The 26,463-nt window shown below is 64.6% G+C and carries 30 protein-coding genes; 20 read left to right on the forward strand and 10 right to left on the reverse strand.

From position 1 onward, the window contains the following. Positions 1 to 56 precede the first annotated feature (56 nt). Positions 57 to 1,541 (forward strand): 2-methylcitrate dehydratase, encoded by a 1,485-nt coding sequence (prpD, locus tag C3F42_RS27170; protein ID WP_094011300.1) that lies wholly within the window; start codon positions 57 to 59, stop codon positions 1,539 to 1,541. A 182-nt stretch (positions 1,542 to 1,723) separates the two neighbouring features. Here the strand turns inward: prpD and acnB are convergent, their stop codons facing one another. After that, entirely contained in the window at positions 1,724 to 4,333 is a 2,610-nt protein-coding gene (gene acnB, locus C3F42_RS27175) for a bifunctional aconitate hydratase 2/2-methylisocitrate dehydratase (RefSeq protein WP_104445120.1), read from the reverse strand. A 407-nt stretch (positions 4,334 to 4,740) separates the two neighbouring features. Here acnB and C3F42_RS27180 point away from each other — a divergent pair, with 407 nt between their 5' ends. Beyond that, a complete protein-coding gene (locus tag C3F42_RS27180) occupies positions 4,741 to 5,208 on the forward strand; it encodes a DUF1289 domain-containing protein (RefSeq protein ID WP_023630591.1) in 468 nt (155 codons plus the stop codon). Between the two features lie 71 nt (positions 5,209 to 5,279). Next, positions 5,280 to 5,885 carry a hypothetical protein gene (locus C3F42_RS27185; protein ID WP_031315091.1) on the forward strand — a complete coding sequence of 202 codons (606 nt, stop codon included), beginning with the start codon at positions 5,280 to 5,282 and terminating at the stop codon, positions 5,883 to 5,885. Between the two features lie 8 nt (positions 5,886 to 5,893). Here C3F42_RS27185 and queD read toward each other — a convergent pair whose 3' ends face one another. Together queD and C3F42_RS27195 are read right to left on the reverse strand one after the other, a co-directional pair. Then, positions 5,894 to 6,250, reverse strand: a complete 357-nt coding sequence (gene queD, locus C3F42_RS27190) for a 6-carboxytetrahydropterin synthase QueD (RefSeq protein WP_023630589.1) — start codon at positions 6,248 to 6,250, stop codon at positions 5,894 to 5,896. Between the two features lie 53 nt (positions 6,251 to 6,303). Further along, on the reverse strand, positions 6,304 to 7,383 hold the full coding sequence (locus C3F42_RS27195) for a patatin-like phospholipase family protein (protein WP_094011301.1): 1,080 nt from the start codon (positions 7,381 to 7,383) through the stop codon (positions 6,304 to 6,306). A gap of 194 nt (positions 7,384 to 7,577) precedes the next feature. On the opposite strand from C3F42_RS27195, the gene C3F42_RS27200 reads away from it, so the two are divergent. The 5 genes from C3F42_RS27200 to C3F42_RS27220 all read left to right on the forward strand — a co-directional run bounded on the left by C3F42_RS27200 (position 7,578) and on the right by C3F42_RS27220 (position 11,582). Then, positions 7,578 to 7,886, forward strand: coding sequence for a PepSY domain-containing protein (locus C3F42_RS27200; protein WP_094011302.1), 309 nt, complete (start codon positions 7,578 to 7,580; stop codon positions 7,884 to 7,886). Next, positions 7,886 to 8,200 (forward strand): PepSY domain-containing protein, encoded by a 315-nt coding sequence (locus C3F42_RS27205; protein WP_023632694.1) that lies wholly within the window; start codon positions 7,886 to 7,888, stop codon positions 8,198 to 8,200. Before C3F42_RS27200 ends, C3F42_RS27205 begins: the two co-directional genes overlap by 1 nt. After that, positions 8,201 to 8,869, forward strand: a complete 669-nt coding sequence (locus C3F42_RS27210) for a response regulator transcription factor (protein ID WP_023632693.1) — start codon at positions 8,201 to 8,203, stop codon at positions 8,867 to 8,869. Next, on the forward strand, positions 8,866 to 10,185 hold the full coding sequence (locus C3F42_RS27215) for a sensor histidine kinase (RefSeq protein ID WP_094011303.1): 1,320 nt from the start codon (positions 8,866 to 8,868) through the stop codon (positions 10,183 to 10,185). Before C3F42_RS27210 ends, C3F42_RS27215 begins: the two co-directional genes overlap by 4 nt. Before the next feature lie 239 nt (positions 10,186 to 10,424). Next, positions 10,425 to 11,582 (forward strand): HPP family protein, encoded by a 1,158-nt coding sequence (locus C3F42_RS27220; protein WP_094011304.1) that lies wholly within the window; start codon positions 10,425 to 10,427, stop codon positions 11,580 to 11,582. Here the strand turns inward: C3F42_RS27220 and C3F42_RS27225 are convergent. Next, a complete protein-coding gene (locus tag C3F42_RS27225) occupies positions 11,556 to 12,422 on the reverse strand; it encodes a LysR family transcriptional regulator (RefSeq protein ID WP_094011305.1) in 867 nt (288 codons plus the stop codon). The two genes, C3F42_RS27220 and C3F42_RS27225, sit on opposite strands and share 27 nt — an antisense overlap. An 81-nt stretch (positions 12,423 to 12,503) precedes the next feature. Then, positions 12,504 to 13,367, reverse strand: coding sequence for a universal stress protein (locus tag C3F42_RS27230; protein ID WP_104445121.1), 864 nt, complete (start codon positions 13,365 to 13,367; stop codon positions 12,504 to 12,506). A gap of 157 nt (positions 13,368 to 13,524) precedes the next feature. Here C3F42_RS27230 and C3F42_RS27235 point away from each other — a divergent pair, with 157 nt between their 5' ends. After that, on the forward strand, positions 13,525 to 14,142 hold the full coding sequence (locus tag C3F42_RS27235) for a tRNA-(ms[2]io[6]A)-hydroxylase (protein WP_094011307.1): 618 nt from the start codon (positions 13,525 to 13,527) through the stop codon (positions 14,140 to 14,142). Position 14,143: 1 nt separating this feature from the next. On the opposite strand, the gene C3F42_RS27240 is transcribed toward C3F42_RS27235, so the two are convergent. Continuing rightward, entirely contained in the window at positions 14,144 to 14,464 is a 321-nt protein-coding gene (locus tag C3F42_RS27240) for a YqjD family protein (RefSeq protein WP_094011308.1), read from the reverse strand. Between the two features lie 131 nt (positions 14,465 to 14,595). Between C3F42_RS27240 and C3F42_RS27245 the strand changes: the two genes are divergently transcribed. Both C3F42_RS27245 and C3F42_RS27250 read left to right on the forward strand, forming a co-directional pair. Continuing rightward, positions 14,596 to 14,859, forward strand: a complete 264-nt coding sequence (locus C3F42_RS27245; RefSeq protein ID WP_023630897.1) for a hypothetical protein — start codon at positions 14,596 to 14,598, stop codon at positions 14,857 to 14,859. Positions 14,860 to 14,926: 67 nt separating this feature from the next. Continuing rightward, on the forward strand, positions 14,927 to 15,868 hold the full coding sequence (locus C3F42_RS27250; RefSeq protein WP_094011309.1) for a carbon-nitrogen hydrolase family protein: 942 nt from the start codon (positions 14,927 to 14,929) through the stop codon (positions 15,866 to 15,868). A gap of 25 nt (positions 15,869 to 15,893) precedes the next feature. Here C3F42_RS27250 and C3F42_RS27255 read toward each other — a convergent pair whose 3' ends face one another. Next, positions 15,894 to 16,364 (reverse strand): LEA type 2 family protein, encoded by a 471-nt coding sequence (locus C3F42_RS27255; RefSeq protein WP_023630895.1) that lies wholly within the window; start codon positions 16,362 to 16,364, stop codon positions 15,894 to 15,896. An 86-nt stretch (positions 16,365 to 16,450) separates the two neighbouring features. Then, positions 16,451 to 17,347, reverse strand: a complete 897-nt coding sequence (locus C3F42_RS27260) for a LysR family transcriptional regulator (RefSeq protein WP_094011310.1) — start codon at positions 17,345 to 17,347, stop codon at positions 16,451 to 16,453. A 102-nt stretch (positions 17,348 to 17,449) separates the two neighbouring features. Here C3F42_RS27260 and C3F42_RS27265 point away from each other — a divergent pair, with 102 nt between their 5' ends. From C3F42_RS27265 to C3F42_RS27290, 6 genes are all read left to right on the forward strand, one after another. Beyond that, entirely contained in the window at positions 17,450 to 18,529 is a 1,080-nt protein-coding gene (locus tag C3F42_RS27265) for an extracellular solute-binding protein (RefSeq protein WP_094011311.1), read from the forward strand. A gap of 23 nt (positions 18,530 to 18,552) precedes the next feature. Beyond that, positions 18,553 to 19,518, forward strand: a complete 966-nt coding sequence (speB, locus tag C3F42_RS27270) for an agmatinase (RefSeq protein ID WP_094011312.1) — start codon at positions 18,553 to 18,555, stop codon at positions 19,516 to 19,518. Between the two features lie 131 nt (positions 19,519 to 19,649). Then, on the forward strand, positions 19,650 to 19,970 hold the full coding sequence (locus C3F42_RS27275) for a hypothetical protein (protein WP_094011313.1): 321 nt from the start codon (positions 19,650 to 19,652) through the stop codon (positions 19,968 to 19,970). Between the two features lie 21 nt (positions 19,971 to 19,991). Further along, the gene (locus C3F42_RS27280) at positions 19,992 to 21,140 is read left to right on the forward strand and encodes a PQQ-dependent sugar dehydrogenase (protein WP_094011314.1); all 1,149 of its coding nucleotides are present in this window, start codon (positions 19,992 to 19,994) and stop codon (positions 21,138 to 21,140) included. Between the two features lie 95 nt (positions 21,141 to 21,235). Continuing rightward, entirely contained in the window at positions 21,236 to 22,336 is a 1,101-nt protein-coding gene (gene zapE / locus C3F42_RS27285; protein ID WP_094011445.1) for a cell division protein ZapE, read from the forward strand. Between the two features lie 11 nt (positions 22,337 to 22,347). After that, a complete protein-coding gene (locus C3F42_RS27290; protein WP_094011315.1) occupies positions 22,348 to 22,932 on the forward strand; it encodes a DinB family protein in 585 nt (194 codons plus the stop codon). 7 nt (positions 22,933 to 22,939) lie between these two features. Here C3F42_RS27290 and C3F42_RS30010 read toward each other — a convergent pair whose 3' ends face one another. Together C3F42_RS30010 and C3F42_RS30015 are read right to left on the reverse strand one after the other, a co-directional pair. Continuing rightward, the gene (locus C3F42_RS30010; RefSeq protein ID WP_256586237.1) at positions 22,940 to 23,056 is read right to left on the reverse strand and encodes a hypothetical protein; all 117 of its coding nucleotides are present in this window, start codon (positions 23,054 to 23,056) and stop codon (positions 22,940 to 22,942) included. A gap of 23 nt (positions 23,057 to 23,079) precedes the next feature. Then, positions 23,080 to 23,307 (reverse strand): hypothetical protein, encoded by a 228-nt coding sequence (locus C3F42_RS30015; protein WP_256586238.1) that lies wholly within the window; start codon positions 23,305 to 23,307, stop codon positions 23,080 to 23,082. A 364-nt stretch (positions 23,308 to 23,671) separates the two neighbouring features. Here C3F42_RS30015 and C3F42_RS27300 point away from each other — a divergent pair, with 364 nt between their 5' ends. Genes C3F42_RS27300 through sctC form a run of 3 tightly spaced genes read left to right on the forward strand, consistent with a single transcriptional unit; the run spans position 23,672 to position 26,463 of the window. After that, positions 23,672 to 24,448: a helix-turn-helix transcriptional regulator gene (locus C3F42_RS27300; protein ID WP_158659598.1), complete on the forward strand. Its 777-nt coding sequence runs from the start codon at positions 23,672 to 23,674 to the stop codon at positions 24,446 to 24,448. 39 nt (positions 24,449 to 24,487) lie between these two features. Continuing rightward, positions 24,488 to 24,910, forward strand: a complete 423-nt coding sequence (locus C3F42_RS27305; protein ID WP_023630360.1) for a CesT family type III secretion system chaperone — start codon at positions 24,488 to 24,490, stop codon at positions 24,908 to 24,910. After that, positions 24,898 to 26,463, forward strand: a complete 1,566-nt coding sequence (sctC, locus tag C3F42_RS27310; RefSeq protein WP_104445122.1) for a type III secretion system outer membrane ring subunit SctC — start codon at positions 24,898 to 24,900, stop codon at positions 26,461 to 26,463. The genes C3F42_RS27305 and sctC overlap by 13 nt, the downstream gene beginning before the upstream one ends.

Raw genomic sequence — 26,463 nt, forward strand, 5'->3', positions numbered from 1 at the left:
GCTCGGCATTCGTTGAGCGGGGCCGCTTTGCGGCCCCTGTTATCAAGGAGCCACGAATGAGCGCAAACGTAGACCTCAACACCCGCCCCGACTACGATCAGGTGCTGCAGACCCTCGCCGACTATGTGCTCGGCTACCGCGTCACATCCTCCGAGGCGCTGAACACCGCCCGCCACTGCCTGATGGACACTCTGGGCTGCGGCCTGCTGGCCCTGCGCTTCCCCGAATGCACCAAGCATCTTGGCCCGTTGGTCGAAGGCACGATCGTCCCCCATGGCGCCCGCGTGCCGGGCACCAGCTACCACCTTGACCCGGTCAAGGCGGCCTGGGACATCGGCTGCATCGTCCGCTGGCTGGACTACAACGACACCTGGCTGGCGGCGGAGTGGGGTCATCCCTCGGACAACCTCGGTGGCATCCTGGCGGTCACCGATCACCTGTCGCAAAAGCGCGTGGCCAATGGCGAGGCGCCCCTGGCCATGCGCGAGGTGCTCGATGCCATGGTCATGGCCCATGAGATCCAGGGCGTGCTGGCACTGGAGAACTCCTTCAACCGGGTTGGCCTGGACCATGTGCTGTTGGTCAAGGTCGCCTCGACAGCAGTGTGTGCCAAGCTCATGGGCGCCAGCCGCGAACAATTGCTGTCAGCACTCTCTCACGCCTTCGTCGATGGCCAGGCCCTGCGCACCTACCGTCATGCGCCCAATGCCGGGTCGCGCAAGTCGTGGGCGGCGGGGGATGCCTCCAGTCGTGGCGTGCGCCTGGCCGATATCGCGCTGCGAGGCGAGATGGGTGTGCCCGGTGCGCTGACCGCCAGGCAGTGGGGGTTCTATGACGTGTCGTTCAGCCACTCCAACAAGGACCTGGCGCTCAAGCCCGAGGCGCAGCGTGAGCTGCGCCTGCCGCAGCCGCTGGGCAGCTATGTGATGGAAAACGTGCTGTTCAAGATCAGCTTCCCCGCCGAATTTCATGCCCAGACGGCCTGCGAAGCCGCGGTGATCCTGCACCCGCAGGTGCGCAACCGCCTGCACGAGATAGACCGCATCGTCATCACCACCCACGAGTCGGCGATCCGCATCATTTCCAAGGAAGGGCCGCTGGCCAACGCTGCGGACCGCGACCACTGCCTGCAATACATGACGGCGGTGCCGTTGATATTCGGTGACCTGGTGGCCGAGCACTACGAAGATGCCTTCCATGCCGCTCATCCGAGCATCGACCGCTTGCGCGAGAAGATGGTGATCGTCGAGGATCCGCGCTTCAGTCGCGAGTACCTGGAGGCCGACAAGCGTTCCATTGCCAATGGCGTGCAGGTGTTCTTCAAGGATGGCTCGCACACGCCGCAAGTGGTGGTGGAGTACCCGCTCGGGCATCGACGCCGGCGGGAGGAGGGGATGCCATTGCTGGAGGCGAAGTTCAGGGAGAACCTGGCGACGCGATTTGCGCGGCAGCGCTGTGAGGAGATCGTGGCGTTGTGCAAGGACCAGGAGAGACTGGAGGCAATGCCCGTGCACAGGTTTGTCGATCTGTTCGTGATTTGATGTTGTCTGTTGCGGCCTCATCGCTGGCAAGCCACTCCCACAGGTTTGGCGCTGACCTTGAGCACTGCGCGATCCTGTGGGAGCTGGCTTGCCAGCGATGAGGCCGGCGCCTCTAATAAAAAAGCCCCGGTATCTCTACCGGGGCTTCTTCTTACCGCTTTTAACTTACCACTTGCAGCTGCTTACGCCTGAACCACCGGGATCTTGGCGTTGGCCGCGGCTTCGCGGAACTCGGCGATCTGGTCGAAGCTCAGGTAGCGGTAGACGTCGGCAGCCATGCTGTCGATGTCCTTGGCGTACTGCATGTACTCTTCAACGGTCGGCAGCTTGCCGATGATCGAAGCGACAGCAGCCAGCTCGGCCGAGGCCAGGTACACGTTGGTGGCATCGCCCAGACGGTTCGGGAAGTTACGGGTCGAGGTGGAGACCACGGTCGAACCGGTCTGTACACGTGCCTGGTTACCCATGCACAGCGAGCAGCCTGGCATTTCCATGCGCGCGCCAGCCTTGCCGTAGATGCCGTAGTAGCCTTCTTCGGTCAGCTGGTGGGCGTCCATCTTGGTTGGCGGGGCCAGCCACAGACGGGTCGGGATACCGCCCTTGACCTTGTCCAGCAGCTTGCCGGCAGCGCGGAAGTGACCAATGTTGGTCATGCACGAACCGATGAACACTTCGTCGATCTTCTCGCCCTGTACCGAAGACAGCAGGCGGGCGTCGTCCGGGTCGTTCGGCGCGCAGAGCACAGGCTCCTTGACGTCGGCCAGGTCGATTTCGATGATTTCGGCGTACTCGGCATCGGCGTCGGCCGACAGCAGCTCAGGCTTGGCCAGCCAGGCTTCCATGGCCTGGGCGCGGCGCTCCAGGGTGCGGGCATCGCCGTAGCCTTCGCCGATCATCCAGCGCAGCAGGGTGATGTTGGACTGCAGGTACTCGGCGATGGCCTTCTCCGGCAGCTTGATGGTGCAACCGGCGGCGGAGCGTTCGGCCGAGGCGTCGGACAGCTCGAAGGCTTGCTCGACGGTAAGGTCGTTGAGGCCTTCGATCTCCAGGATGCGTCCGGAGAAGGCGTTCTTCTTGCCTTTCTTCTCGACGGTCAGCAGGCCTTTCTGGATGGCGTAGTAAGGGATGGCATGGACCAGGTCACGCAGGGTGATACCAGGCTGCAGCTTGCCCTTGAAACGCACCAGGATCGACTCCGGCATGTCCAGCGGCATGACGCCGGTGGCGGCGGCGAAGGCCACCAGGCCCGAACCTGCCGGGAACGAGATGCCGATCGGGAAGCGGGTGTGCGAGTCGCCACCGGTGCCGACGGTGTCAGGCATCAGCATGCGGTTCAGCCAGCTGTGGATGATGCCGTCGCCCGGGCGCAGCGACACGCCGCCACGGGTGCGGATGAAGTCTGGCAGGGTGTGGTGGGTGGTGACGTCGATCGGCTTCGGATAGGCCGCGGTGTGGCAGAACGACTGCATTACCAGGTCGGCGGAGAAGCCCAGGCACGCCAGGTCTTTCAGCTCGTCGCGGGTCATCGGGCCAGTGGTGTCCTGGGAGCCGACGGTGGTCATCTTCGGCTCGCAGTAGGCACCTGGGCGCACGCCCTGGCCTTCCGGCAGACCGCAGGCGCGGCCGACCATCTTCTGCGCCAGGGTGAAGCCCTTGGTCGAAGCGGCAGGTTGCTCTGGCTTCTTGAACAGGTCCGATGGGGCCTGGCCCAGCTCGGCACGGGCTTTCTCGGTCAGGCCACGGCCGACGATCAGCGGGATACGACCGCCAGCGCGGACTTCGTCCAGCAGCACTTCGGTCTTCAGCTCGAAGCTGGTGACCAGTTCGTCGCTGTCGTGGCGGCGCACTTCACCTTTGAACGGGTAGACGTCGATGACGTCGCCCATGGCGAGGTTGGTGCAGTCGAACTCGATCGGCAGGGCGCCGGCGTCTTCCATGGTGTTGTAGAAGATCGGGGCGATCTTGGTGCCGAAGCAGAAACCACCGGCGCGCTTGTTCGGTACATACGGGATGTCGTCGCCGAAGAACCACAGCACCGAGTTGGTGGCCGATTTACGCGAGGAACCGGTACCGACCACGTCACCGACGTAGGCGACCGGGAAGCCCTTGGCCTTGACCGCTTCGATCTGCGCCAGCGGGCCGACCGAACCAGGCTGCGAAGGCTCGATGCCGTCGCGGGCCATCTTCAGCATGGCCAGGGCGTGCAGCGGGATGTCAGGGCGCGACCAGGCGTCCGGAGCAGGGGACAGGTCGTCGGTGTTGGTTTCGCCAGGCACCTTGAACACGGTCAGGGTGTATTTTTCGGCGATGGCTGGACGCGAGGTGAACCACTCGCCGGCAGCCCAGGATTCCAGCACGGCCTTGGCGTGGGCATTGCCCGCCTTGGCTTTTTCGGCCACGTCGTGGAAGGCATCGAACATCAGCAGGGTGTGCTTGAGCTGTTCGGCCGCGACGGCGCCCAGTTCGGCGTCGTCCAGCAGCGCGACCAGCGTTTCGATGTTGTAGCCGCCCTGCATGGTACCCAGCAGCTCGGTGGCGTGCTTGCGGTCGATCAGCGGCGACTTGGCTTCACCCTTGGCGACAGCGGAGAGGAAAGCGGCCTTGACGTAGGCGGCTTCGTCCACTCCTGGCGGAACGCGGTTGGTGATCAGGTCTACGAGGAAGGCTTCTTCGCCGGCCGGCGGGGTTTTCAGCAGCTCGACCAGGCCTGCAGTTTGTTCGGCGTTCAGCGGCTGGGGCACGATACCCAGAGCGGCACGCTCTTCGATATGTTTGCGGTAGGCTTCAAGCACAGTTATTACCCTCATCAGTGGTCCCTAAAGGGAGTCCGGGACGCTCATCCAGCATTCTCCTGCACCCATGCGCTGAAGACGGCTTTTTGAGCCGGCAAGCCAGGGTCGCAGAGAATCCTTACAGAAGCTGTTTTCAAAGTTTTACGCCTGTAGAACGGAAGGCTGATGAGGGGTTGGCCGTGGCCATGCGCTCGCATGGACAGGGCCAACGCCGTTCTACCGGATGAACTGTGCTCGTGACGCTTTGAAAACAGCTTCCAACGGACATGGTTGCCTTGAAAAGGCGGAGTGATTCTACGGCAAAAATTAGCCGAAAGTAAGGCGGCGAAGAAGACTTTAACGGGTGACCCTGGTTAGACAAAGGGCTAACATGGGGCCGTGTTCCCCCGCCAAGCCGTTGTTTTTACATGTCCAACCAATCCATCAAGACGCCTTGCGTCGGCCTCTGCTCCACCGTCTACGGAGACCTGGTTTGCCGCGGCTGCAAGCGCTTTCACCACGAAGTGATCCACTGGAACGGCTACGACGACGAGCAGAAGCGCGCCGTGTGGCTGCGCCTGGAGCAACTGCTGGTGCAGGTGATGATGGCCAAGTTGGAAGTGTTCGACAAAGCGCGCTTGCGCGAGCAGCTCGAACAGCGCTCGATCCGCTATGTGGCACAGCAGTCGGAATATTGCTGGGCCTACCAGTTGATCGCCCGCGGGGCGCGGATGATTCGCGACCTGGAGGCCTACGGGATGGCCTTGCTGCCGGAGTTCCGCGACTGGGAGCTGCCACAGCTGCGCGACGCCATCGACCGGGAATTCTTTTTGCTCTCCGAGGCGCACTACCAGCGCTACATCGCGCCGGCGTTTCTGCAGCAGATCGGTGAGTAACCTGTTTCCCTCTGCCTTGTGTGGGCAGGTCTGGCGAGGATGACTCTCTACTCACGGTCGGGAGAGTCATCTTGAGTTACTACCAGTTCCAACCCATGTTGTGTTTCAACGCACGCTGCTGGTGGCAGCATAAGGACAAGCGCCTGGATTGTCGCCACTGGCCGCCGGCCGCCTCCGAGGCAATGCCTGTCTGGGTCACGTTCGACAGCGGCGACCGTGATGATGGGTGGGTACGATGCGAGCCCGAGCCGCCGCGCCAGTCCGATAAAATATTGTGCAATACGTTCTGGTTCGGCGTGTACGCGCTCGGCGAGCAGTACGCCTACGACATCCGGCCGGCTTACTCGGGAGCTACGTTGGAGCTCTGGCCAAGGCTGGAGAGGGTGCTTGATACCAACATCGATGGCTACCTGGGCATGTACGACGTGCCGACCGAGCCCTACCGGTGGTATGAGCCTACGGCGCCGCTTTGGCAGCTGGAAGGCCTCGACCCTGCAAGCTTGGCGCCTGGCGCACGGCGCTGCAATCTGCAGTGGTACAGCCCAAAAGGCAAGGCCGTGCGGCGCATCAGCGATTTGACCCGGTCGTACCTCGATGATTGGAAAGGGGTCAGGGGAATGGTAAGCCTGGAGGTGCACGAAGTGCCCGTGCCGCCACACCCTAGGCCGAAAACCTGAGCGGCTGTTCAGTCCCCGGTGTACTCGCAACCGCTGGTGCAGGTCTCGTGGATGCGCACTTTCGACAGTTCCGGCAGCAGCGGCTTGACCTGATCCCAGATCCACTTGGCGATCACTTCGCTGGTAGGGTTTTCCAGGCCCGGAATGTCGTTCAGGTAGTTGTGGTCCAGCTGCTCGTAGATCGGCTTGAAGATCGCCTTGATCTCGGAGAAGTCGCGGATCCAGCCGGTGTGCGGATCGAGCGGGCCGGTCAGGTGCAGGGCGACCTTGAACGAATGGCCATGCAGGCGGCCGCACTTGTGCCCGGCAGGGACGTTGGGCAGGCGGTGAGCCGATTCGAATGTGAACTCTTTGAAAATTTCCACGCTGGCATAACTCTGTGTGAATCAACAATGCGCGCAGTCTACCAGCATGCCCGCTACAAGGCTTGCAACCGATCCTGCAACCGCCCGGTGGCGATCAGCTCCAGCAGTTCGTCGCCCAGGCGCCGGCTTTCGGCGATGGCCTTGTACCAGTAACGCTTGCGGCTCGGCGCATCGCCCATGAAACGCTTGAAGTCGTTGCGATCCGGCAGCTTGCCGTAGGGCAGGGCGGCCAGGTACTGCGGCGACGGGGTCATCAGCAGCACGTTCTGCAGGCGCGTGGCATCGCCCTTGCGCCAGGGCAGGGCCTTGTCGAACCAGCCGGGCACCACCTTGTCGGTGAAGTGCGGATAGAGCACCAGGTCGTCGCCGCGGTAGGGCAGGTCCAGATGGTAGTCGAGTAAGCCGCCGTCGCGGTAGGTGCCGGCACCCGCGCCGGGGATGTCGCGTACACCCTCCATGACCATCGGGATCGAACCCGAGGCGAGCAGGGCGTGGCGCAGGTTGGCCAGGTCCAGTGGCAGGCTGCGCGAAGGGAAGTCGGTGAGCGCCTCCAGCGGTGGCGCGGCACGTTGATCGTGCAGGATCACGCGCTCGAAGTGTCGGGCCAGGCGCGAGCGGCCCAGCAGGTTGCTGGCGATCACCGAGCCCAGCCCCACGCCCAGGCGGCCGCGGTGATCGTGGGCGAGCTGGCCGTGGCTCTTCACCACCAGGATGTTCAGGCGATAGTGCGGGTTGGCGAGGATCTGCCCATCGTGGCCCTGCAGCAGGTCGTCGAGCATGCGTTGGCAGCTCTGGCTGATTTCCCTGGGGGTCACGCCCTTGGCGAAATCCTGCTCGGTATACAGCTCGCCCAGGCGGCGGATGCCGGCCACCGGGTCGTCGAGGCAGGCACTGGCGAAACGCCAGGAGCCGATCGAGGCGCCGATCAATGCCCGTTGCCGTGGTGCCGTCGGCAGCCATTCACCGAACAGCGCCAGGTCCAGGCCCTGGATTCCCAAGGGCTTGGGGCCACCGGCGGCGCCCGGCAGCACGCCGACATCGGCGGCCAGCAGGCCGCGCTCGCGGATCTGCCGCAAGGCGCGCTGGCCGGCCTTGAAGGTCAGGGCGGGATACTTGATGTGGATGGCGCTCATGGCGGGGTCTCGGGCAGGGCAGGCGGGCAGTATAGGGCTTTATTGCGAGGCGGCGATGCCATCACCGCCCCACGTGGCCGCGACAAGGCCGCAAGCTGCGCTATCATGCGGCCAGCTGTTTTCAGGTTGAGTTAAGGACCGGTGGTTAATCTTAACCCCGTAGACAAATTGCACATCTCGCTGGAGAGAACCTCATGAAAACTTTGACTGCCCTGTTCACCGCCACCGCCCTTGCTTTCGGTGCCAATGCCGCCTTCGCCAAGGATGTTCAGCCCGATGAAGTGGTCAAGCTGGTGAACGCCAAGACCATCAAGTCGCTGGATGAACTGAAGGCCGTCGCTGTGGCCAAGCATCCCGGCGCCACCGTGACCGACTCGGAGCTCGAGAACGAGTACGGCCGTTATATCTACAAGGTCGACCTGCGTGATGCCCAGAACGTTGAATGGGACGTGGACCTGGATGCCAAGACCGGTGAAGTCCTGAAGGACGAGCGAGACAACTGATGCCTGCACTACCGCGAACGGCACGCTACCTGGCCTTGGCCCTGTTGACCGTCTGTTCGCTGGCCGCCGCGCGCGACCTGGACCAGGATGAAGCCCTGGAGCTTCGGCAAAAGGGCATCATCCTGCCGCTGGAGCAATTGCTCGAAGCCGCCCTGGGGCGTTACCCCGGGGCACGGCTGCTGGAGGCGGAACTGGAAGAGAAGCACGAGCGCTACGAGTACGAGGTCGAACTGCTGACCCCGGCGGGCGTGGTGCGCGAGATCAAGCTCGACGCCCGCACCGGCGCGCTGCTCAAAGACGAGGAAGACGACTGAATGCGCCTGCTGCTTGTCGAGGACAATGTTCCCCTGGCCGATGAACTGACCGCCACCCTGCAGCGCCAGGGTTACGCCGTGGACTGGCTGGCCGATGGCCGCGATGCGGTATACCAGGGCCAGAGCGAACCCTACGACCTGATCATCCTCGACCTGGGCCTGCCCGGGCTGCCGGGGCTCGAAGTGCTGGGGCAATGGCGCGCGAGCGGCCTGCCCACCCCGGTGCTGATCCTCACCGCCCGTGGCTCCTGGGCCGAGCGTATCGAGGGACTCAAGGCCGGGGCTGACGACTATCTGAGCAAGCCCTTCCACCCCGAGGAGCTGCAACTGCGCATCCAGGCCCTGTTGCGCCGGGCCAAGGGGCTGGCCAACCAGCCGAAACTGGAAGCGGCCGGCCTGCATCTGGACGAGTCGCGCCAGTGCGTGAGTCGTGAGGGTGTCGATGTCCAGCTCACTGCCGCCGAGTTTCGCCTGTTGCGCTATTTCATGCTGCATCCGGGGCAGGTGCTGTCCAAGAGCCACCTGGCCGAGCACCTTTACGACGGCGAAACCGAGCGTGATTCCAATGTGCTGGAAGTGCACGTCAACCACCTGCGGCGCAAACTGGGGCGTAGCGTGATCGAGACTCGCCGCGGCCAGGGCTACGTGTACGCCGGGAGTGCTGCGTGAAGTCGATCCAGGCGCGCCTGAGCCTGGGCCTGGTGGCGGTACTGGTAGTGGTTGGGCTGGTCCTGGCGCAGTTGACCTTGTGGCTGTTCGAGGCGGGCCTGCAGCGTTACCTGGAAGCTGGCCTGCGCAAGGAAAGCGAAAACCTGCTGGTGGCGCTGGTGCGTGGCCCGTCCGGCCTGCAGTTGGACGAGCGACGCCTGTCGGCAGCCTACCAGCAGCCGTTCTCGGGCTACTACTTCCGCATTGATTTCGACCAGGGTACCTGGCGCTCCCGTTCGTTATGGGACATGGACATGCCCAAGCCCGGCAAGCCCGGCCTGGACGACGGTCACGAACTCGGCCCCGAGGGCCAGCAACTGCTGGCCTATCGTGGGGACTACCGGCGCCTGGGCCAGGACATCTCGATCAGCGTGGCCCAGGACTATTCACCGGTGCGTGAGGGCTTCCGGCGCATGCAACAGATCGGCCTGGGCCTGGGGCTGGTGGCGTTGATATTGGTCCTGGTGCTGCAACGCCTCACCGTGACCCGCTCGTTGCGCCCGCTGGAGCGGGCGCGCCAGCAGATCGCCCAGTTGCAGCAGGGTCAGCGCTCGCAACTGGATGCCGAGGTGCCCAGCGAGCTGCAGCCGCTGGTGGACCAGATCAACCACCTGCTGACCCATACCGAAGACAGCCTGCGCCGTTCGCGCAATGCCCTGGGCAACCTCGGTCATGCCTTGAAGACGCCGCTGGCGGTGCTTGTCAGCCTGGCTGCCAGCGAACGCCTGCAGGCGCTGCCCGAGGTGCGCGCGCAGATGCGTGAGCAACTGGAGCAGATCCAGCAACGCCTGGCCCGCGAACTCAACCGCGCGCGCCTGGCCGGCGATGCCTTGCCCGGTGCGCAGTTCGACTGCGATGGCGAACTGCCCGGGCTGCTGGCGACGTTGGGGATGATCCATGGCGAAGGCCTGCTGCTCGAGCGCGACGTGGCTCCAGGCTTGTTGCTGCCCTGGGACCGCGAGGATTTGCTGGAGCTGCTCGGCAACCTGCTGGACAACGCCTGCAAATGGGCCGACAGCGAGGTGCGCCTGGGCATCGCGCCAACCACCGAGGGTTACCAGCTGTGGGTCGATGACGATGGCCCGGGCATCCCTGAGGGGCAACGCCTGCAAGTGCTCGAGCGTGGTTCGCGGCTGGACGAGCAGGTCGATGGCCATGGCCTGGGGCTGGGCATCGTGCGCGATATCGTCGAGGCCTGGGGTGGGCGCATCGCGCTGCTGGAAAGCCCGCTGGGCGGGCTACGGGTCAGTATCGAACTGCCGCGCAAGGGGCGTTGATCGGAGCCGGCCCAATCGCGGGGCAGATCAACCGTGCAAAAAAATTGCAGTACAGCCGCAGTTTTTTGAATTGGCCCAGCGCCACCTGCGCCCGGCACAATGCCGGCCACGAAACCTTGCGGTTTCCATCTCTCCAAGGACGGAGCCCCCTTGCGCCACTGCATTGCGCAACACAGGGCCCAGGCCGGTCGCGCTGGGCTTTCTTTTTACCATCAGAAGAACACGATCAAGTCACCTCGATGTCTGCCTCGCGTCCCGAATCCCGCTTGCAGCGCCTGCTCCCGGCGCCGCTGAACATCCCTCCCCGAGAATGGTTGCGTGCAGGCCTTGGCGCGCTGCTCGGCCTGTTTCTCGCCGGCTATCTTTGCAGCCTGGCCTATGGGCCATCGATCGCCCTGCATCTGCTGGGCCCGCTCGCAGCCTCGGCGGTGCTGGTGTTCGCCGTGCACTCCGGTCCGTTGGCCCAACCCTGGCCCGTGCTGGGCAGCTACGCGCTGGCGGCTGTCGTAGGCCTGGCCATGCGCCACGCCTTCGGCGATGGGTTGTGGGTCGCGGCGGCGGCGTTGGGCATCGCCATCCTGGCAATGTGCCTGCTGCGCTGCCTGCACCCGCCCGGTGGCGGCGTGGCGGCCAGCGCGGTGCTGGCCGATCCGGGGCTGGTGGCCATGGGTGACCACCTGCTCGAGCCGGTATTGCTCAATGCGCTGATCCTGGTCGGCGTGGCCGTGCTCTACAACCGTCTGACCGGCGTGCGCTATCCCAAGGGCGCGATCCCGCGACGCGACCTGCACCACACCCACGACCCGCTGCCGGGCGAGCGGGTCGGCATCAGCGCGGGGGACCTGGACCAGGCCCTGGAGGAGATCGGCGAGTTCGTCGATGTCACCCGTGACGAGCTGGAGCGGATCATCCTGGCCACCGAGCAGCACGCCCTGCACCGCAGCCTGGGCGGCATCACCGCCAGCTCGGTGATGTCCCGCGACGTGCAATGGGCAACGCCGCGCACCACCCTCGATCAGGCCTGGAAGCTGTTGTCTGGCCATCACCTCAAGACCCTGCCGGTACTGGAAGAGGGACGCCTGGTGGGGATCGTCAGCCTCAGCGACCTGGTCGGCCCGGCCATGACACGTGGGCGTTTCAGCTGGCGCGGCCTGTTCCGGCGCAAGGTGGTGCGCCTGGAGCAGGTGATGAGCCGGCGGGTGGTCAGTGTCGGCAGCCAGCATCCGCTGGAGCGCCTGTTGCCGTTGCTCAGTGAACAGGGGCTGCACTGCCTGCCGGTGCTCGACGACGAAAAGCTGGTGGGGGTGATCACCCAGACCGACCTGATCGCCGGCCTCAAGCGGCACCTGCTCACTGCCGCGGCGCAGGGCTCAGATCACCGGGTCCCAGCGCTGTGACCAGTCGCTTTCGCCAGCGGCCAACAGTCGGCGCAAGACGCTGAAGGCCTGCTGCAATGCCTCGCTGTCGCGTTCGCGGGCATGCACCAGGAAGGTCGGGTAGGTGAACTCCGGCGCCTGGGGCACGCGCTCGAACACCGCGCTTTGCAGGTAGGCCTGGACCACCCGGGTGCGGAAATAGCCGCTGCCGCCGTGTTCGAGAATGAACTGCAGGGCCAGGGGCCCGAGATTGAAGCTCAGGGCCGGGCGCGACAGGTCGGGCAGGGCGGCGTCATGCTGGCGGCGGAACGCTTCGCCCCAGTCTATGTAGATGTACGGATCGGGCGCATCGACCCGGCGCACGCGGATCAGCTTCTCTTCCATCAACTGTTCGACCTGCAGGCCGGGGCCATAGGTCGGCTGGTAGACCAGCGCGGCGTCGAGCAAGCCCATCTCCACCTTGCGCAGCAGCGCTTCGCCATCGCTGACCTCGCTGCGGATGGCGTGGCTGGGCAGTTCCTGGTGCAGGGCGCTGACCCAATCGAGCAGCATCGGGTTGCCCAGGCTCACCTCGGCGCCCACATGCAGCACCTGCTGGCAGCCCTGGGGCAGCGGCAGGTCACGGCGCGCCGCTTCCCAGGTCTGCACCAGCTGGTTGGCATAGCTGACGAACGCCTCGCCATCGGTGGTCAGGCTGGCGCCGTTGCGGCTGCGCACGAACAGCTGGCAGCCCAGTTGCTGCTCCAGGCGCTGCACGCGGGCACTAATCGCCGTCTGTGAGACGAACAGGCGTTCGGCGGCGGCGACCAGGCTGCCGCAGCGGACGATTTCCAGGAAGGTGCGGGCCTGATCGATGTCCATGGTGCTGCTTCTGTGGCTGGAGAGGCGCCTATTCTAGAGCCATTGCACCTGTTTGGGGCGCTGGTTCAGCCACGTGCCAGTTCAGCCACGCGCCAGCTCAGCCAGATGTGCCGTGGCCTCTTCGCTCTTGAGCACCAGCACATCACCTTCCAGCGCATCCAGGACCACTTCCGCCGTGTTGCCGATCAACGCCCCGGAGATACCGGTGCGGGCCACGGTACCGACGATGGTCACCACCGCGTCGAGTTTTTTCTCGGTATAGGGAATCAGTACGTCGGCCGGCCCTTCGGCGATATGCAGCCTGTCATCGGTGATATCGAATTCCGCCTGGAACGCCGTGCACGCCTCGCGATAGCGTTTCTCGATGGTCTCCGTGAGCTGGTAGACCGGGTCGGAAGCCGACAGCATCGGCGAGGGATGGGCGCTGATCACGTGCAGTTGGCCTTTGGCCAGGCTGGCGATGTCGTAGCCGTGGTCGATGATGCTGGCATGCAACAGGCGATGGGCCTCGTCCTGGTTGCCCACATCCACCGCCGCCAGGATCACGCCGCCGGTCCAGGGGCATTCGCTCTTGACCATCAGCACCGCGCAGGGGCACTCGCGCAGCAGCTTCCAGTCACTGGGGGTCAGCAGTGCCTTGCGCAAGGGATTGTCCGGGCGGTGCTCCTTGATCACCAGTTCACAGCCTTCCGCTTGCTGCACATGGATGATCGACTGGTGCAGGCTGTCCTTCCACTTCTGTTCATGGGTGACATTGTCGTAGCCATCGTCATGCAACTGGCTGCTCAGCAGGCTCAACAGCGCGCTGTGGTCCTGCTTCTTGTCGCACATCAGCAGGTGCAGGCGCGCACCGGTCACCCCGGCAATCAGTTTGGCCCGGGTCAGGGCCCGGCTATGGACGTGCTCGGGGTCGAGGACGACGAGGATGCTGCGCACGGCTTGCATGGACGTGAACTCCTTTCGCGGATGGCGACCAATGCCTGACTATAGACGGCGCGGCGGCTCCCACCGGTTGACTTGAGTCAAGCATAGTCACTGGCGCTCGTCAGCGCCGCCGGTATAATCGCCGGTCCCGCCGATGTCCGCTGCGATTGTGAGTACCATGTCCCTGATTCCTGAAATCGATGCCTTCCTGGGTTGCCGCACCCCTGACGCCTGGATCGAGGCGGCACTGGCCGACCAGGAAACCCTGCTGATCGATCACAAGAATTGCGAGTTCAAGGCCGCCAGCACGGCGCTGAGCCTGATCGCCAAGTACAACACCCACCTCGACCTGATCAACATGATGTCGCGCCTGGCCCGCGAGGAGCTGGTGCACCACGAGCAGGTGCTGCGCCTGATGAAGCGTCGCGGCGTGCCGCTACGGCCGGTGTCGGCCGGGCGCTATGCCTCGGGCCTGCGGCGGCTGGTGCGGGCGCATGAGCCGGTGAAACTGGTGGATACCCTGGTGGTGGGGGCCTTTATCGAGGCGCGCAGCTGCGAGCGTTTCGCCGCCCTGGTGCCGCACCTGGACGAGGAACTGGGCACCTTCTACCACGGCCTGCTCAAGAGCGAGGCGCGGCACTATCAAGGCTATTTGAAACTGGCCCACCAGTACGGCGATGAAGCGGACATTGCCCGGGTCGTGGAGCACGTGCGCGAAGCGGAGGTCGGGCTGATCACCTCGCCCGACCAGGAACTACGCTTCCACAGCGGCATTCCCCAGGCTCAGGCCGCCTGAGCTATTGCCGGCGACCGAGCAGCAGCCCGACCACCAGGCCGAAGCCTGCAGAGACCGCCACGGTCTGCCAAGGGTGGCCACCGATGTACTCCTGGGTAGCCTCGACCACCGGCTGCGCCTTCTGGCCCAGGCGGCTGGTGGCATCGCGCGCCTGGCGCAACTTAAGCCCCAACTGCGCGCGCATGCCTTCGGCTTCCTCGCCGACCAGCGACGCGCTGTCGCTGAGCAGCTTCTCGGATTCCTCGATCAATGCCTGCAGTTCGCTGAACACCTGATCCTTGATCTGGTCGTTGTTGCCTTGCGCAGCGGTTTTCCTGGCCATGTACACATCCTCGTGAAGGGTTGGGCGTTGAACAATGGATGCCACGCTGCCGGGAAAGTTGCAGCGGCGTACCGGTGGCGCGTCGTCGCAGTGTAAGATAGCGCCCATTTTCCAGCGGCAGGTAATACCCGATGAGTTTCAATCTGGCCAACATGAGCTTCCAGGAACGGGCGCAGATCGAGGCAGAAAAGGCCCGCTTGTTCGACTACTGGCAGAATAACCTGGGCAAGGCCAAGGGCGAGGCGGCGCGCCTGATTGCTGAGAAGCCACGGCGCAAGGGCAAGTGGGCGGAGTGGGTGCGTGCCGAACTCGACGGCATGTCGCCGCCAGAGTTCAACCAGCTGGTGCGCAGCGAAGTGAACAAGATGATGGCCGCCGCCAGCGCCAACCGCTGAGCCAGGCGAACACCCCGAACGCCTGCGCTGGAGAATCCAACAGACCTTCCTGACTGGAGTTCCCTCGATGCCCAAGTCCATCGTCGCCGCCCTGCAGATCGGTTCGCTGCCTGGTGGCAAGGCCGCCACCCTGGCGCAGATCCTCGACTACGAGCAGGCCATCCGCGACGCCGGTGCCAGCCTGGTGGTGATGCCCGAGGCCTTGCTCGGTGGCTATCCGAAAGGCGAAGGGTTCGGCACCCAGCTCGGCTATCGCCTGCCTGAGGGACGTGAAGCCTTCGCCCGCTATTTCGCCAATGCCATCGATGTGCCAGGGCCCGAGACCGATACCTTGGCCGGCTTGTCGGCGCGTACCGGAGCGAGCCTGGTGATCGGCGTGATCGAGCGCAGCGGCAATACCTTGTATTGCACGGTGCTGTTCTTCGAACCGCACTCCGGCCTGGTGGCCAGGCACCGCAAGCTCATGCCCACCGGCACCGAGCGGCTGATCTGGGGCAAGGGCGACGGCTCCACACTGCCGGTAATCGAAAGCCGTGCCGGGCGCATCGGTGCGGCGGTGTGCTGGGAGAACTACATGCCGCTGCTGCGCACCGCGATGTACGCCAAGGGGGTGCAGTTGTGGTGCGCGCCGACGGTGGACGAGCGCGAGCTGTGGCAGGTGAGCATGCGCCATATCGCCGCCGAGGGGCGCTGCTTTATCATCAGCGCCTGCCAGGTGCAGGACTCGCCCGCCGCACTGGGCCTGGAGGTGGCCAACTGGCCGGCCGAACGACCATTGATCAACGGCGGCAGCGTGATCGTCGGCCCACTCGGCGAGGTGCTGGCCGGGCCGCTGGTGGGCGAGCGCGGCCTGCTTTGCGCCGAAGTCGATACCGATGAACTGGTGCGTGCGCGCTACGACTTCGACGTGGTTGGCCATTATGCGCGGCCGGATGTGTTCGAACTCAGCGTGGACGAGCGTCCGCGGCCAGGAGTCCGTTTCGTCGGTTCATCCAGCGCAGGCGAGTGATCTGCCAACCTGCCGGTAAAGCTGATTACCAGGCGGGGCCTGCGGCCGTTGGCAGGTCGAGCTTGCCTTTGTCGGTAAAACGCACGGTACCGAGTGGCCCTCCTGCCAGCTTGCCGCGCAACACATAGGGCAGGCCCTGCAGCGAGTCCACCTGGCTCAGGCCGTAGGCCTGGCGCAGGAAGGCGAAGGCGGTGACGCTCACCGGCACCACCAGCACTGCTTCGTCGTAGCGGCCGATATGCCCGCGCTGGTCGCTCACCCCGGCCGCCAGGGGCTGGTCGTTGACTTCCAGGTTGAGGGCGATGCCGTTGAAATCCACCGGGGTTTCGTTCGGGTTCTGCACGCGGATCTTCACCGCCATGCGCAGTTCCAGATCCTGGCCTGGCAAAGGATCGATGCCGATCACGCTGATGTTCAGCGGATCGCGCCCCTGGAACAGGGCGCAGGCGTTCAGGCCAAGGGTCAGCAGCAGGATCAGGCAGATGCGGGCATACATGGGTATCTGGCCTTGTGGCACGGGCGAGTCGGCAGTGTCGCAAATGCGTGGCGGCGATGAAAGCCGGGCATGCCGACGTTGCGGGCCTAACGCGAGCCGAATGTCATGCGCAGGTCTTCCATGAACGCTTGCTGCGCCTCACCGGGTGTTTGCCCGCGATGCCTGGCCAGGGTGAACGGCACCACGAAATCCAGCGCGGTATCCAGCGCCCGCAACAGGCCCTGGGCTTCCCAGGGCGCGGCGCAGTGACACGGCAGAAAGCCGATGTGTCGTCCTGACAGGATGAATGTCAGCGCGCTGTCGATCTGCTCTGCCACCGCCATGCTGTGGCGGCTCTGGAACGGCTCGCTCTGTTTGAGAAAACGATAGGGGTGGCTTACCTGATCGGACTCGAGCAACTGCTCGCGGGTTACCTGGGCCTGGCTGAACAACACGTGTCCCTTGCCGCAGTAAAGCCTCTGGCGCTCCTCGAACAGCGGCAGGTAGTCGAACGCCGCCTGGTTGCCGGAGAAGTAGCTGATGGCGCAGTCCAGGCGCTGCTCCAGCAGCAAGCGTTCGAGTTCGGCCGGTGGCGCGCTGGTCAGTTCCAGGCGCACGCTCTCGTCACGCTGGCGAAACCGCGCGATGGCTTGGGCCAGGCGTAGGCTGACGTCACGGTCCTGGTTCTCGGCCAGGCCTATGCGCACGCTGCCCAGCAAGCGCCCGGCAACACCGTTGGCCTGTTGGCGGAACTGCTCGATCTGCAGCAGCAGGCCGCGGGTCGCCTGCAACAGCAACTCGCCTTTCTCGGTCAGCCGGAAGCCGCCCTTGCCCCGGCTGCACAGGCGATAACCCAGGCGGGTCTCCAGTTTCGCCATCTGTTGGCTGATGCTGGGCTGGCTGAGCCCGAGCACACCCTGGGCGGCGCTGAAGCCGCCGGCCTCGACTACAGTGACGAACAGCCGCAGCAGGTGCAGGTCCGGGTCGTGCAATTGTCCGAGCATCACATTGCTCCTGGTGAATGTCAGCTTCGCAAAGTTGCCATTTTTGCAATGTAACCCGGCAGGCATGCTGGCGGCATCCACCCTTATGCCGAGGTGTCCGCCATGCGTTCGACGTTGTGCCTGCTTTCATTGCTGATCGCCCTGCCGCTGCAGGCCGAAGAGAAGGTCGTCAACCTGTACAGCTGGGCCGACTATGTCGCCCCGCAGACCCTGGAACGTTTCGAAAAGGAGACCGGCTACAAGGTCCGCTACGACACCTTCGATACCACCGAGGTGCTGGAGACCAAGCTGCTCACCGGTGGCAGCGGCTACGACGTGGTGGTGCCGTCGGCCACGGTGCTGGCCCGGGCCCTCAAGGCCGGCGCCCTGCAGCCGCTCGAGGCGCAGGCGATGCCCGGTTATGCCAACCTCGACCCGGACCTGCTGGCCAAGCTGGCCGAGGCCGACCCCGGCAATCGCCATGCCGTGCCTTACACCTGGGGCACCCTGGGGCTGGGGGTGAACGTCGAGGCCGTACGCCAGCGCCTGGGCGATGTGCCCCTGGACAGCCTCGACCTGCTGTTCAAGCCTGAGTACGCCAGCCGCCTGAAGGACTGCGGCATCGCCATGCCCGACTCACCGCAGGAAGTGATCGGCGTGACCCTCAACTACCTGGGCAAGGACCCGTACAGCCAGGACAAGGCTGACCTGGACGCGGCGCAGGCGCTGTTGCAGCAACTGCAACCGTCGATCAGCTACGTGGCCAATGGCCGCCAGATCAACGACCTGGCCAACGGCAGCGTGTGCCTGGCGCTCACCTACAACGGCGATGCCGCCATGGCCGCCGACCAGGCGCGCCGCGCTGGCAAGCCCTTCGAGCTGATCTACCGCATCCCCCGCGAGGGCACGCTGGTGTGGCAGGACAACCTGGTGATCCCCAAGGACGCACCGCATCCCGAGGCGGCCCGCGCTTTCATCGCTTTCATGCTGCGCCCCGACTCGGTGGCGGCACTGACCAACACGCTGTTCTTCGCCAACGCCAACCAGGCCGCCACCCCGCTGGTGGACGCGGCGATTCGCAACGATCCGGACATCTATCCGTCGGCCGAGGTGCGCCAGCGCCTGTTCGCCGACCGCAGCATGGCGCTGGCCGACCTGCGCCAGCGCAACCGCCTGTGGACCGCCTTCCGCAGCCGCCAGTGAACGACAACGACAGGAGACACACCGTGGACCTCGCCCAGAACAACGACCAGGCCATCACCCGTGACAGCCTCTATGGCACCGCTGCCGAAAGTACCTATGCCGGCATCACCAGCTTTTCACGGCGCCGCTACAGCCGCGACCTGCGGGGTGTCGACGTGGTGGTAAGCGGCGTGCCGTTCGACACCGCCACCAGCAATCGTCCCGGCGCGCGCTTCGGTCCGCGGGCGATCCGTGCCGCCTCGGTGCAACAGGCCTGGGCCCGGCACTGGCCCTGGGCGTTCGATCCGTTCGACCACCTGGCGGTGATCGACTACGGCGATTGTGCCTTCGATAGCGGTACGCCGCAGTCGGTGCCGCAGAGCATCGAGGCGCATGCCGAGCACATTCTCGAGGCCGGCTGCGCCATGCTCACCTTGGGCGGAGACCATTTCATCAGCTATCCGCTGCTCAAGGCCCATGCCCGTCGGCATGGCCCGCTGGCGCTGGTGCACTTCGATGCGCACAGCGACACCTGGCCGGACGAGGAGGGCCAGCGCATCGACCATGGCACGATGTTCTGGCACGCGGCGCGGGAAGGGCTGGTGGACCCGGCGCGCTCGGTGCAGATCGGCCTGCGCACCACCAACGACGACAGCCAGGGCTTCGCCATTCTCGACGCCCGCCAGGTGCATCGCCAGGGCACCGAGGCGATCGTCACTGCCATCCGCCAGCGGGTGGGCGACCGGCCGGTGTACCTGACCTTCGATATCGACTGCCTGGACCCAGCCTTCGCCCCCGGCACCGGCACGCCGGTATGCGGCGGCCTGAGCACGGTGCAGGCGCTGGAGATCCTCGGCGGGTTGCGCGGGATCAACCTGGTGGGGATGGACCTGGTGGAAGTGGCGCCGGCCTATGACCATGCCGATATCACCGCGCTGGCCGGCGCGACCCTGGCGATGGAGATGCTGTGCCTGTATGCCGCGCGGCACAAGGTAGATACAGTCGGTTGACACCAGGGCTGAAGGTAGCCCAAGGGGCACATACTGAAACATCAGGACCCAAATTCATTCTTTTGCGTCGAACCCTGCGCGCCTTAGGCTATCCAACCTTCGAGCGCGCCTTTTCGTAGCGGAGGTGAAGCATGAATCCCACACTGCCAATCCTGGGCCTCGGCCTGGTGCTGGCGTTGCCACTGCAGGCTGCGTCCTTGGCGCCGCCACTGCTTGCCGCCAACGACAGCAACAATCCCTACAACAGCCCGATCATGCGCGCCAACCCCAACAGCCGGCAGGGCAGCGTGCCGGCAATGCCGCCCGTGCGCGGCCCGTCCACGCAACCCAATCCGCGCCCCCCCACCCTCGACAACCGCGGTATCGGCAACGGTGAAAACCTGCGCCGCGAGCAGCAGACCCCGAACCTGGAACCCACCCGGCCACCACGCGATTCACCACGCGCGCCGTGAGCCCTTGCGAAGGAAGCGAGCATGACGCCACGCATCTGGTTGACCACCCTGGCAGCAGCCAGCCTGTTCCCCTTGTTGGCGCAGGCCGCCGCTGAGCAGCAGTACTCCAGCGAGGCGGGCCCGCTGACCGTCAGCACTGTCGCCGATGGTCTGCGCAATCCCTGGGCGCTGGCCTTCCTGCCCGGCGGAAAGGACATGTTGGTCACCGAACGTCCAGGCAATCTGCGTATAGTCAATGCTGAGGGCAAGGTAGGGCCGCCGCTGTCCGGCGTGCCCAAGGTGTGGGCCGAAGGGCAGGGTGGGCTGCTTGACGTGGTGCTCTCGCCTGAGTTTGCCAAGGACCGAACCGTTTATCTGTCCTATGCCGAAGAGGGCAGCGATGGCAAGGCGGGTACCGCCGTCGGTCGTGGCCAGCTGACCCAGGACCAGTCGCGCCTGGAGAACTTCACGGTGATCTTCCGCCAGCAGCCCAAGTTGTCCGAAGGCAATCACTTCGGCTCGCGGCTGGTGTTCGACCGTGACGGCTACCTGTTCATCGCCTTGGGCGAGAACAACCAGCGTGCCACGTCGCAGGACCTGGACAAGCTGCAGGGCAAGATCGTGCGCATCCTGCCCGACGGCGAGGTACCCAAGGACAACCCCTTCGTCGGCCGCGACAACGTACGCCCGGAGATCTGGTCGTTCGGCCACCGCAACCAGCAGGGCGCGGCGCTCAACCCCTGGACCGGCATGCTCTGGACCCACGAGCACGGCCCGCGTGGCGGCGACGAGATCAACATCCCCAAGGCGGGCAAGAACTATGGCTGGCCGATCGCCACCCACGGCATCAACTACTCGTTGCTGCCGATCCCCGAGGCCAAGGGCAAGCACGTCGACGGCATGGTCGACCCCCATCATGTATGGGAAAAGTCGCCGGGCATCAGCGGCATGGCGTTCTACGACAGCCCCACGTTCAAGGCCTGGGACCACAACCTGTTCATCGGCGCGCTGGCGACACAGGAGTTGATCCGGCTGAAACTCGATGGCGACAAGGTCGTGCATGAAGAGCGGCTGTTGGCTGACCTGAAAGCCAGGATTCGTGACGTGCGGGTAGGGCCGGATGGCTATCTGTACGTGCTGACCGATGCCAAGGATGGCGCCTTGTTGAAGGTGGGGCTGACAGAGGGCTGATCGTCCCGGCGTAAGCCCTGGTGCAAGCTATTGCAGTTGCCCTGGGGCAATGTTGTGGGAGCGGGCTTGCCCCGCGATGGCGTACCATGCGCGGCATGACTCCCGAATCCCTTTATCACAAGGCGCTGGCCGAGCGCGGTTACGTTCCCGATGCCGCCCAGGCAGCCGCTGTGGCGGCCTTGCAGGCCTGCTTCGACTCCCTGCTTCAGGGCCAGCCGACGCAAGGCCTGTATCTCTGGGGCCCGGTCGGCCGGGGCAAGACCTGGTTGATGGACCTGTTCCATCGCAGCTTGGAACTTCCGGCACGGCGCCAGCATTTCCACCACTTCATGGCCTGGGTCCACCAGCGCCTGTTCCAGCTCAATGGTACCGCCGACCCGCTCGCGGCCCTGGCCCGGGCGCTGGCCGAAGAGATACGGGTGTTGTGTTTCGACGAGCTGTTCGTCAGCGATATCGGCGATGCGATCATCCTTGGCCGTCTGTTCCAGGTGTTGTTCGATCACGGTGTGGTGATCGTCGCCACCTCCAACCAGCCGCCTGACCAGCTGTACCGCGATGGCTTCAACCGCGAGCGGTTCCTGCCGGCCATCGCCGCCATCGAGCAGCACATGCGCGTGCTGGCGGTGGCGGGGGAGCAGGACCACCGACTGCGTCCCGGCGTGCAACAGCAACGCTATTGGGTCGACAAGCCAGGGTGGCCGAGCGCGCTCGAGGCGGTGTTCCAGCAGCTGAGCCCGAACGATCCAGGCAGTGATCAGCCGTTGCAGCTCGGCTCCCGGCGTATCGGCGTGCTGCGCCGCAGCACGCACGCCATCTGGTGCCGCTTCGCCGACTTGTGCGAGCAGCCCCTGGCCGCCATGGACTTCATGGCATTGTGCGACCGCTTTCCGGCGATCCTGATCAGCGCTATTCCGGCCCTGGGTGGCGTCCAGCAGGCCGGGCGCATTGCCCGCGGCACCGAGGACGGGGCCGCCCGCGTCGAGGCCGGGGATCGCCAGTTGCCGACGCTGGCGCCGAAGGATGATAGCGTGCGGCGCTTCATCGCCCTGGTGGACGAATGCTACGACCGTCGGGTGTTGTTGTACCTGGAGGCCGAGGTGCCGCTGGAAGCGCTCTACACTCAAGGGTATCTGGCGTTCCCGTACCAACGGACCCTGAGCCGGCTACGGGAGATGCAACTGCAACGCTTCGCCTGAAGGAGCCGACCATGGAGCCGCTGTCGCATCATCTGCTGACCCAGGCCTACAACAATGGCTGGGCCAACCACCGCCTGTACAAGGCTTGTCTGCAACTGACCCAGGACGAGTTCGTCGCCCCCCGCTGCAGTTTCTTCCCGTCGATCAAGGCCACCCTCAACCACCTGTTGACGGTCGACTGGTTCTACCTGGATGCGCTGGAGTGCGAGCAGCGCGGCCAAACGCCGGACCCGGATGGCGAGCGCTTCTTCCAGCCCGAGCAGCCCTTCGCCACCTGCACCGACCTGCAGGCCCAGCAGGCCCAGGCCGACCAGCGGCTGATCGCCTATTGCCGGCAATTGCGCGACGACCAGTTGCGGCGCTACGTGAGCATCGTGCGACCGGACCGGGTGCAACTGGAGCAACGTTTGCGCCTGCTGTCGCACCTGTTCGAGCATCAGATCCATCATCGTGGCCAGGTACACGCGATGCTCAGCGACACGGCGATCAGGCCACCGCAGTTGGACGAATTCTTCTGCGAAGAAGAGGCCTCACTGCGCTCCGGGGATTTTGCCGCGCTGGGTTGGAGCGAGGCGCAGGTCTGGGAGCAACCCTAAGGGACGCTCAGGCTGTTTCGGCACCTGTCAGATCGTGGGCGGCCTGCACCAGCTGCTCCAGCTGGTGATGCACCATGGCACGGTCCAATTGCGCCAGGGCCTGGCGATTCCACAGTATTTGCATGCCGGTGAGTGGGTCGACACCGATCACAGGCTGCAGGTGTCCTGACAGAACAGGTTCTGCTCGCCCCAGCGTACGTCGTCGATTGCGGGCAGTTCGATGAACATCAGCAAGTGATCCGCCGGGTGCTCGCTGACGTTGCACACAAAAGAACCCACCTGCAGGCTGATCACCGGGTCGAAGGTCAAGGGTGGATCCAGCTTCAGGGCAGCATACAGCTGGGTCAATGCATAATCGTAGTTCGTGCCTGACATGGCGAGTTCTCGATAATGAAGGGGGCCGTCACGGTAGTGTGGGCACGCCCTGGTGGATACCGGTCGCTGTCGCCAATTTTTAGTTGTTGGCTGTCAGCAGAGGCGTTGTGGGGACTGCCACATTCATTCTTCGCCAGACCATCTATTTCCTACAGAAAGTGGCGAAATGCCACTTGCTCCTGCGAACTATCCCTGCATTCATTTCAGCGGGCACGCCTTAGTCTACCGCCTCGTCTTCATCGATACGGTCAAGTCCACAGAGGCTGCTCCAGTTCTGTAGGCGTTGCGATTCGTTCGGTGTTCAAAAGGTCTACGGGAAGCAAGGCCTGGTGTGAGAGGGATTTCTCCAGTTGAGGGCTGGTGTGTGCAGGGGCGGCAGTTGGATGTTGTCGGGGCGGGGTTCACGTCCTTGGGGCAGGAAGGTTTTTACGCCATCCTGGCGGGTGAGTTGGCCCTGCGCGAAAAGGACGACATCATTCATCTACGGGCTGGTGAGCTGCTGTTCGTCAAACGCGGCACTTATCTGGTTGCGACCCAGGCGCAGGGCTGTCAGGTGCTTTGGCTGCCGCTGGACGTGAACTTCGTGCAAGCCTTTGTGCAAAGGCATGGCACTGACCTCGCCCGGCTTGAACGTCACGAGGAGGCGTGCGTGAACACCCTCCGGCTCCAGCCTTGCGCAATGGCGCAGGAATGCGTGGCCAGACTGGCGGCACTTGGTGGCGAAGGGGCAGCTTCAATGCTGGCGATGCTGCGCCTGGAGGAGTTGCTGTTGCTGTTGGTCTTCGGTCCGCAGGGGCGGACGTTGCTGGCGGCTTTGCGGCAACAGGGCAATCGCCATGTCGATCGCCTGCATGCCTTCATGGAGCAACACTACCTGCGCGAGTGGCGACTGGACCAGTATGCCGAGGCTTTCGGCCTGGGCCTGACGGCCTTCAAGTGTTTGTTCGCCAGCTTCTACAAATGCCCGCCCCGAGCCTGGATCACCGAGCGCAGGATCGTCCATGCGCACCATTTGCTGCTTAACACGCGCATGAGCATTGTCGACATCGCCATGGAAAGCGGCTTTTCCAGCCAGTCGTATTTCAGCCAGAGCTACCGCCGGCGGTTCGGCCGCACCCCCAGCGATGCTCGCCGTGGCTGACAACTCTTCTGTTCCCTCCGTTGCCCGGATGATGCGTGTATGAACACACTTTTGCAGCAAATGGCCCGACGCTTGGGCATGGCGCCCTGGTTGGCCAGTGAGCGCGGTGACTACCAACTGTGCATCGAGGGGCATCCCCTGTCGCTCGAGCCGCAAGGCACGCGACTGCTGATTCGCAGTTCACTGTCCTCGCTGGCCGGCCAAGGCGCCAGCCTCGACCCGCAAGCCTTGCGCCGCATGATGGGCATGCTGACGGTGTGGGCTCAGCATTGTCCGCAGCGACTGGCGCTGACACCTGCGGGAGAGCCGCTGCTTGAAGCGCAGGTAGACCTGGCGCAGGGCGATCTCGACATCGTCGATCATGTGCTGGGTGCTCAGGTCGACCTTATCGATCTTCTGTGCGGGCAACCTGCGGATCAAGCACCTGTGACCCACGGAGGAGCTCGGATATGGCTGCCTTGAAATCGCTCGCCGCCGGTTTGACTGCGTTGCTGGCCAGCGTTGCGGTCCAGGCTGAGCCACTGGATTGGCCCCAGGAGCCGTTCCACTACGTTGCCCAGGGCGAGAGCCTGCGTGACCTGCTGGGCAATTTCGCCGCCAACTACCAGGGGGCGGTCGTGGTCAGCGACAAGGTCAGGGACCAGGTCAGCGCCACGTTCGAGCAGCCGGACCCGGAGGCGTTTCTCGAACAGGTCGCCGTGCTGTTCAACCTGGTCTGGTACTACGACGGCGCAGTGCTCCATGTCGACAAGTCCAGCGAAATGCAGACACGCCTTGTCCACCTGGAAAACGTGCGCGAGCCACAAGTTCGCACTGCCCTGCAGGAGGGTGGCGGCTGGACGTCGCGCTTCGCCTGGCGCGCTGCGGCGGATGGGCGGTTGGTGTATGCCTCGGGCCCACCGCGTTACCTCGACCGTGTCGAGCAGACCGTGAAGGCGCTGGAGCAACAGGCGGTATTGCAGGACGCACTCGGTGGCAGCCTGAGTGTCGAGGTGATCGCGCTCAGGCACGCGGTAGCTGAAGACCGTGAAATTGATTACCGCGACCAGAAGATTGCGGTACCCGGTGTGGCCACGCTCCTCTCTCGAGTGTTGACGAACGCCGATGTGCGGGTGGTCGAAGGTCAGGCGGTGGCGAAGGGGGCGCCTGTACGCAGCGGTCAAGCCGTTGTCCAGGCCGAAGCGTCGCTCAATGCCATCATCGTGCGTGACCATCCAGAGCGCATGCCCATGTACCGGCGCCTGGTAGCGGCGCTGGACCGGCCGGCGGCACGCATCGAGGTTGGGCTGACGATCCTGGACATCAACGCCGAGCATCTGGCTGAGCTCGGGGTGGAGTGGCAGGTCGGCATTGGCACTGGCAAACACCAGCTGATCGACATCCGCACCAGCGCAGGCCAGGCGCAGGGAACGCTGGCCGGCAGCCTGGTCGACGGCCGGGGGGTGAACCGGCTGCTGGCCAAGGTGATGCTCATGCAGGGAGAAGGCCGCGCCCAGGTTGTGTCGCGGCCGACCTTGCTGACCCAGGAAAACACCCTGGCGGTGCTGGACCACAGCGAAACCTATTATGTCCGGGTGCTGGGCGAACGCGTCGCCGAGCTCAAGGCGATCACCTACGGCACCCTGTTGAAAATGACTCCACGCCTGATCCGCAGTGCGGACCGGCCGGAAATCAGCCTGAGCCTGCATATCGAGGACGGTAGCCAGAAGTCCAACAGCACGGGCCCCGATGGCATACCCACGATCAGTCGCACGGTCATCGACACGCTGGCCCGGGTCGACCTGGGGCAGAGCCTGATGATCGGTGGTATCCACCGCGACGAGACGAGTGTAAGCCTGCGCAAGGTCCCGCTATTGGGAGACATTCCGTTCCTGGGGGCGTTGTTTCGCTATCAGTCCAGCAGCACGCGCCGATCGGTTCGACTGTTCCTGATCGAGCCGAAGCTGATCGATTCCGGGCTTGCAAGTGTCGGTAATGGTTTGGACGCAGTCCCTGCCGGTGATGAGCGCTCTTGA

This window comes from Pseudomonas sp. PONIH3 (assembly GCF_002934345.1).
Lineage (GTDB): Bacteria > Pseudomonadota > Gammaproteobacteria > Pseudomonadales > Pseudomonadaceae > Aquipseudomonas > Aquipseudomonas soli.

What these genes read in the sequence shown, in the direction of transcription:
- prpD (WP_094011300.1), top strand. Translation starts at nt 57, where the DNA reads ATGAGCGCAAACGTAGACCTCAACACCCGCCCCGACTACGATCAGGTG.
- C3F42_RS27180 (WP_023630591.1), top strand. Translation starts at nt 4,741, where the DNA reads ATGTCCAACCAATCCATCAAGACGCCTTGCGTCGGCCTCTGCTCCACC.
- C3F42_RS27195 (WP_094011301.1), bottom strand. Translation starts at nt 7,383, where the DNA reads ATGAGCGCCATCCACATCAAGTATCCCGCCCTGACCTTCAAGGCCGGC.
- C3F42_RS27200 (WP_094011302.1), top strand. Translation starts at nt 7,578, where the DNA reads ATGAAAACTTTGACTGCCCTGTTCACCGCCACCGCCCTTGCTTTCGGT.
- C3F42_RS27205 (WP_023632694.1), top strand. Translation starts at nt 7,886, where the DNA reads ATGCCTGCACTACCGCGAACGGCACGCTACCTGGCCTTGGCCCTGTTG.
- C3F42_RS27210 (WP_023632693.1), top strand. Translation starts at nt 8,201, where the DNA reads ATGCGCCTGCTGCTTGTCGAGGACAATGTTCCCCTGGCCGATGAACTG.
- C3F42_RS27220 (WP_094011304.1), top strand. Translation starts at nt 10,425, where the DNA reads ATGTCTGCCTCGCGTCCCGAATCCCGCTTGCAGCGCCTGCTCCCGGCG.
- C3F42_RS27225 (WP_094011305.1), bottom strand. Translation starts at nt 12,422, where the DNA reads ATGGACATCGATCAGGCCCGCACCTTCCTGGAAATCGTCCGCTGCGGC.
- C3F42_RS27230 (WP_104445121.1), bottom strand. Translation starts at nt 13,367, where the DNA reads ATGCAAGCCGTGCGCAGCATCCTCGTCGTCCTCGACCCCGAGCACGTC.
- C3F42_RS27235 (WP_094011307.1), top strand. Translation starts at nt 13,525, where the DNA reads ATGTCCCTGATTCCTGAAATCGATGCCTTCCTGGGTTGCCGCACCCCT.
- C3F42_RS27240 (WP_094011308.1), bottom strand. Translation starts at nt 14,464, where the DNA reads ATGGCCAGGAAAACCGCTGCGCAAGGCAACAACGACCAGATCAAGGAT.
- C3F42_RS27245 (WP_023630897.1), top strand. Translation starts at nt 14,596, where the DNA reads ATGAGTTTCAATCTGGCCAACATGAGCTTCCAGGAACGGGCGCAGATC.
- C3F42_RS27250 (WP_094011309.1), top strand. Translation starts at nt 14,927, where the DNA reads ATGCCCAAGTCCATCGTCGCCGCCCTGCAGATCGGTTCGCTGCCTGGT.
- C3F42_RS27255 (WP_023630895.1), bottom strand. Translation starts at nt 16,364, where the DNA reads ATGTATGCCCGCATCTGCCTGATCCTGCTGCTGACCCTTGGCCTGAAC.
- C3F42_RS27260 (WP_094011310.1), bottom strand. Translation starts at nt 17,347, where the DNA reads ATGCTCGGACAATTGCACGACCCGGACCTGCACCTGCTGCGGCTGTTC.
- C3F42_RS27265 (WP_094011311.1), top strand. Translation starts at nt 17,450, where the DNA reads ATGCGTTCGACGTTGTGCCTGCTTTCATTGCTGATCGCCCTGCCGCTG.
- C3F42_RS27275 (WP_094011313.1), top strand. Translation starts at nt 19,650, where the DNA reads ATGAATCCCACACTGCCAATCCTGGGCCTCGGCCTGGTGCTGGCGTTG.
- C3F42_RS27280 (WP_094011314.1), top strand. Translation starts at nt 19,992, where the DNA reads ATGACGCCACGCATCTGGTTGACCACCCTGGCAGCAGCCAGCCTGTTC.
- zapE (WP_094011445.1), top strand. Translation starts at nt 21,236, where the DNA reads ATGACTCCCGAATCCCTTTATCACAAGGCGCTGGCCGAGCGCGGTTAC.
- C3F42_RS27290 (WP_094011315.1), top strand. Translation starts at nt 22,348, where the DNA reads ATGGAGCCGCTGTCGCATCATCTGCTGACCCAGGCCTACAACAATGGC.
- C3F42_RS30010 (WP_256586237.1), bottom strand. Translation starts at nt 23,056, where the DNA reads ATGCAAATACTGTGGAATCGCCAGGCCCTGGCGCAATTGGACCGTGCC.
- C3F42_RS30015 (WP_256586238.1), bottom strand. Translation starts at nt 23,307, where the DNA reads ATGTCAGGCACGAACTACGATTATGCATTGACCCAGCTGTATGCTGCC.
- C3F42_RS27305 (WP_023630360.1), top strand. Translation starts at nt 24,488, where the DNA reads ATGAACACACTTTTGCAGCAAATGGCCCGACGCTTGGGCATGGCGCCC.
- sctC (WP_104445122.1), top strand. Translation starts at nt 24,898, where the DNA reads ATGGCTGCCTTGAAATCGCTCGCCGCCGGTTTGACTGCGTTGCTGGCC.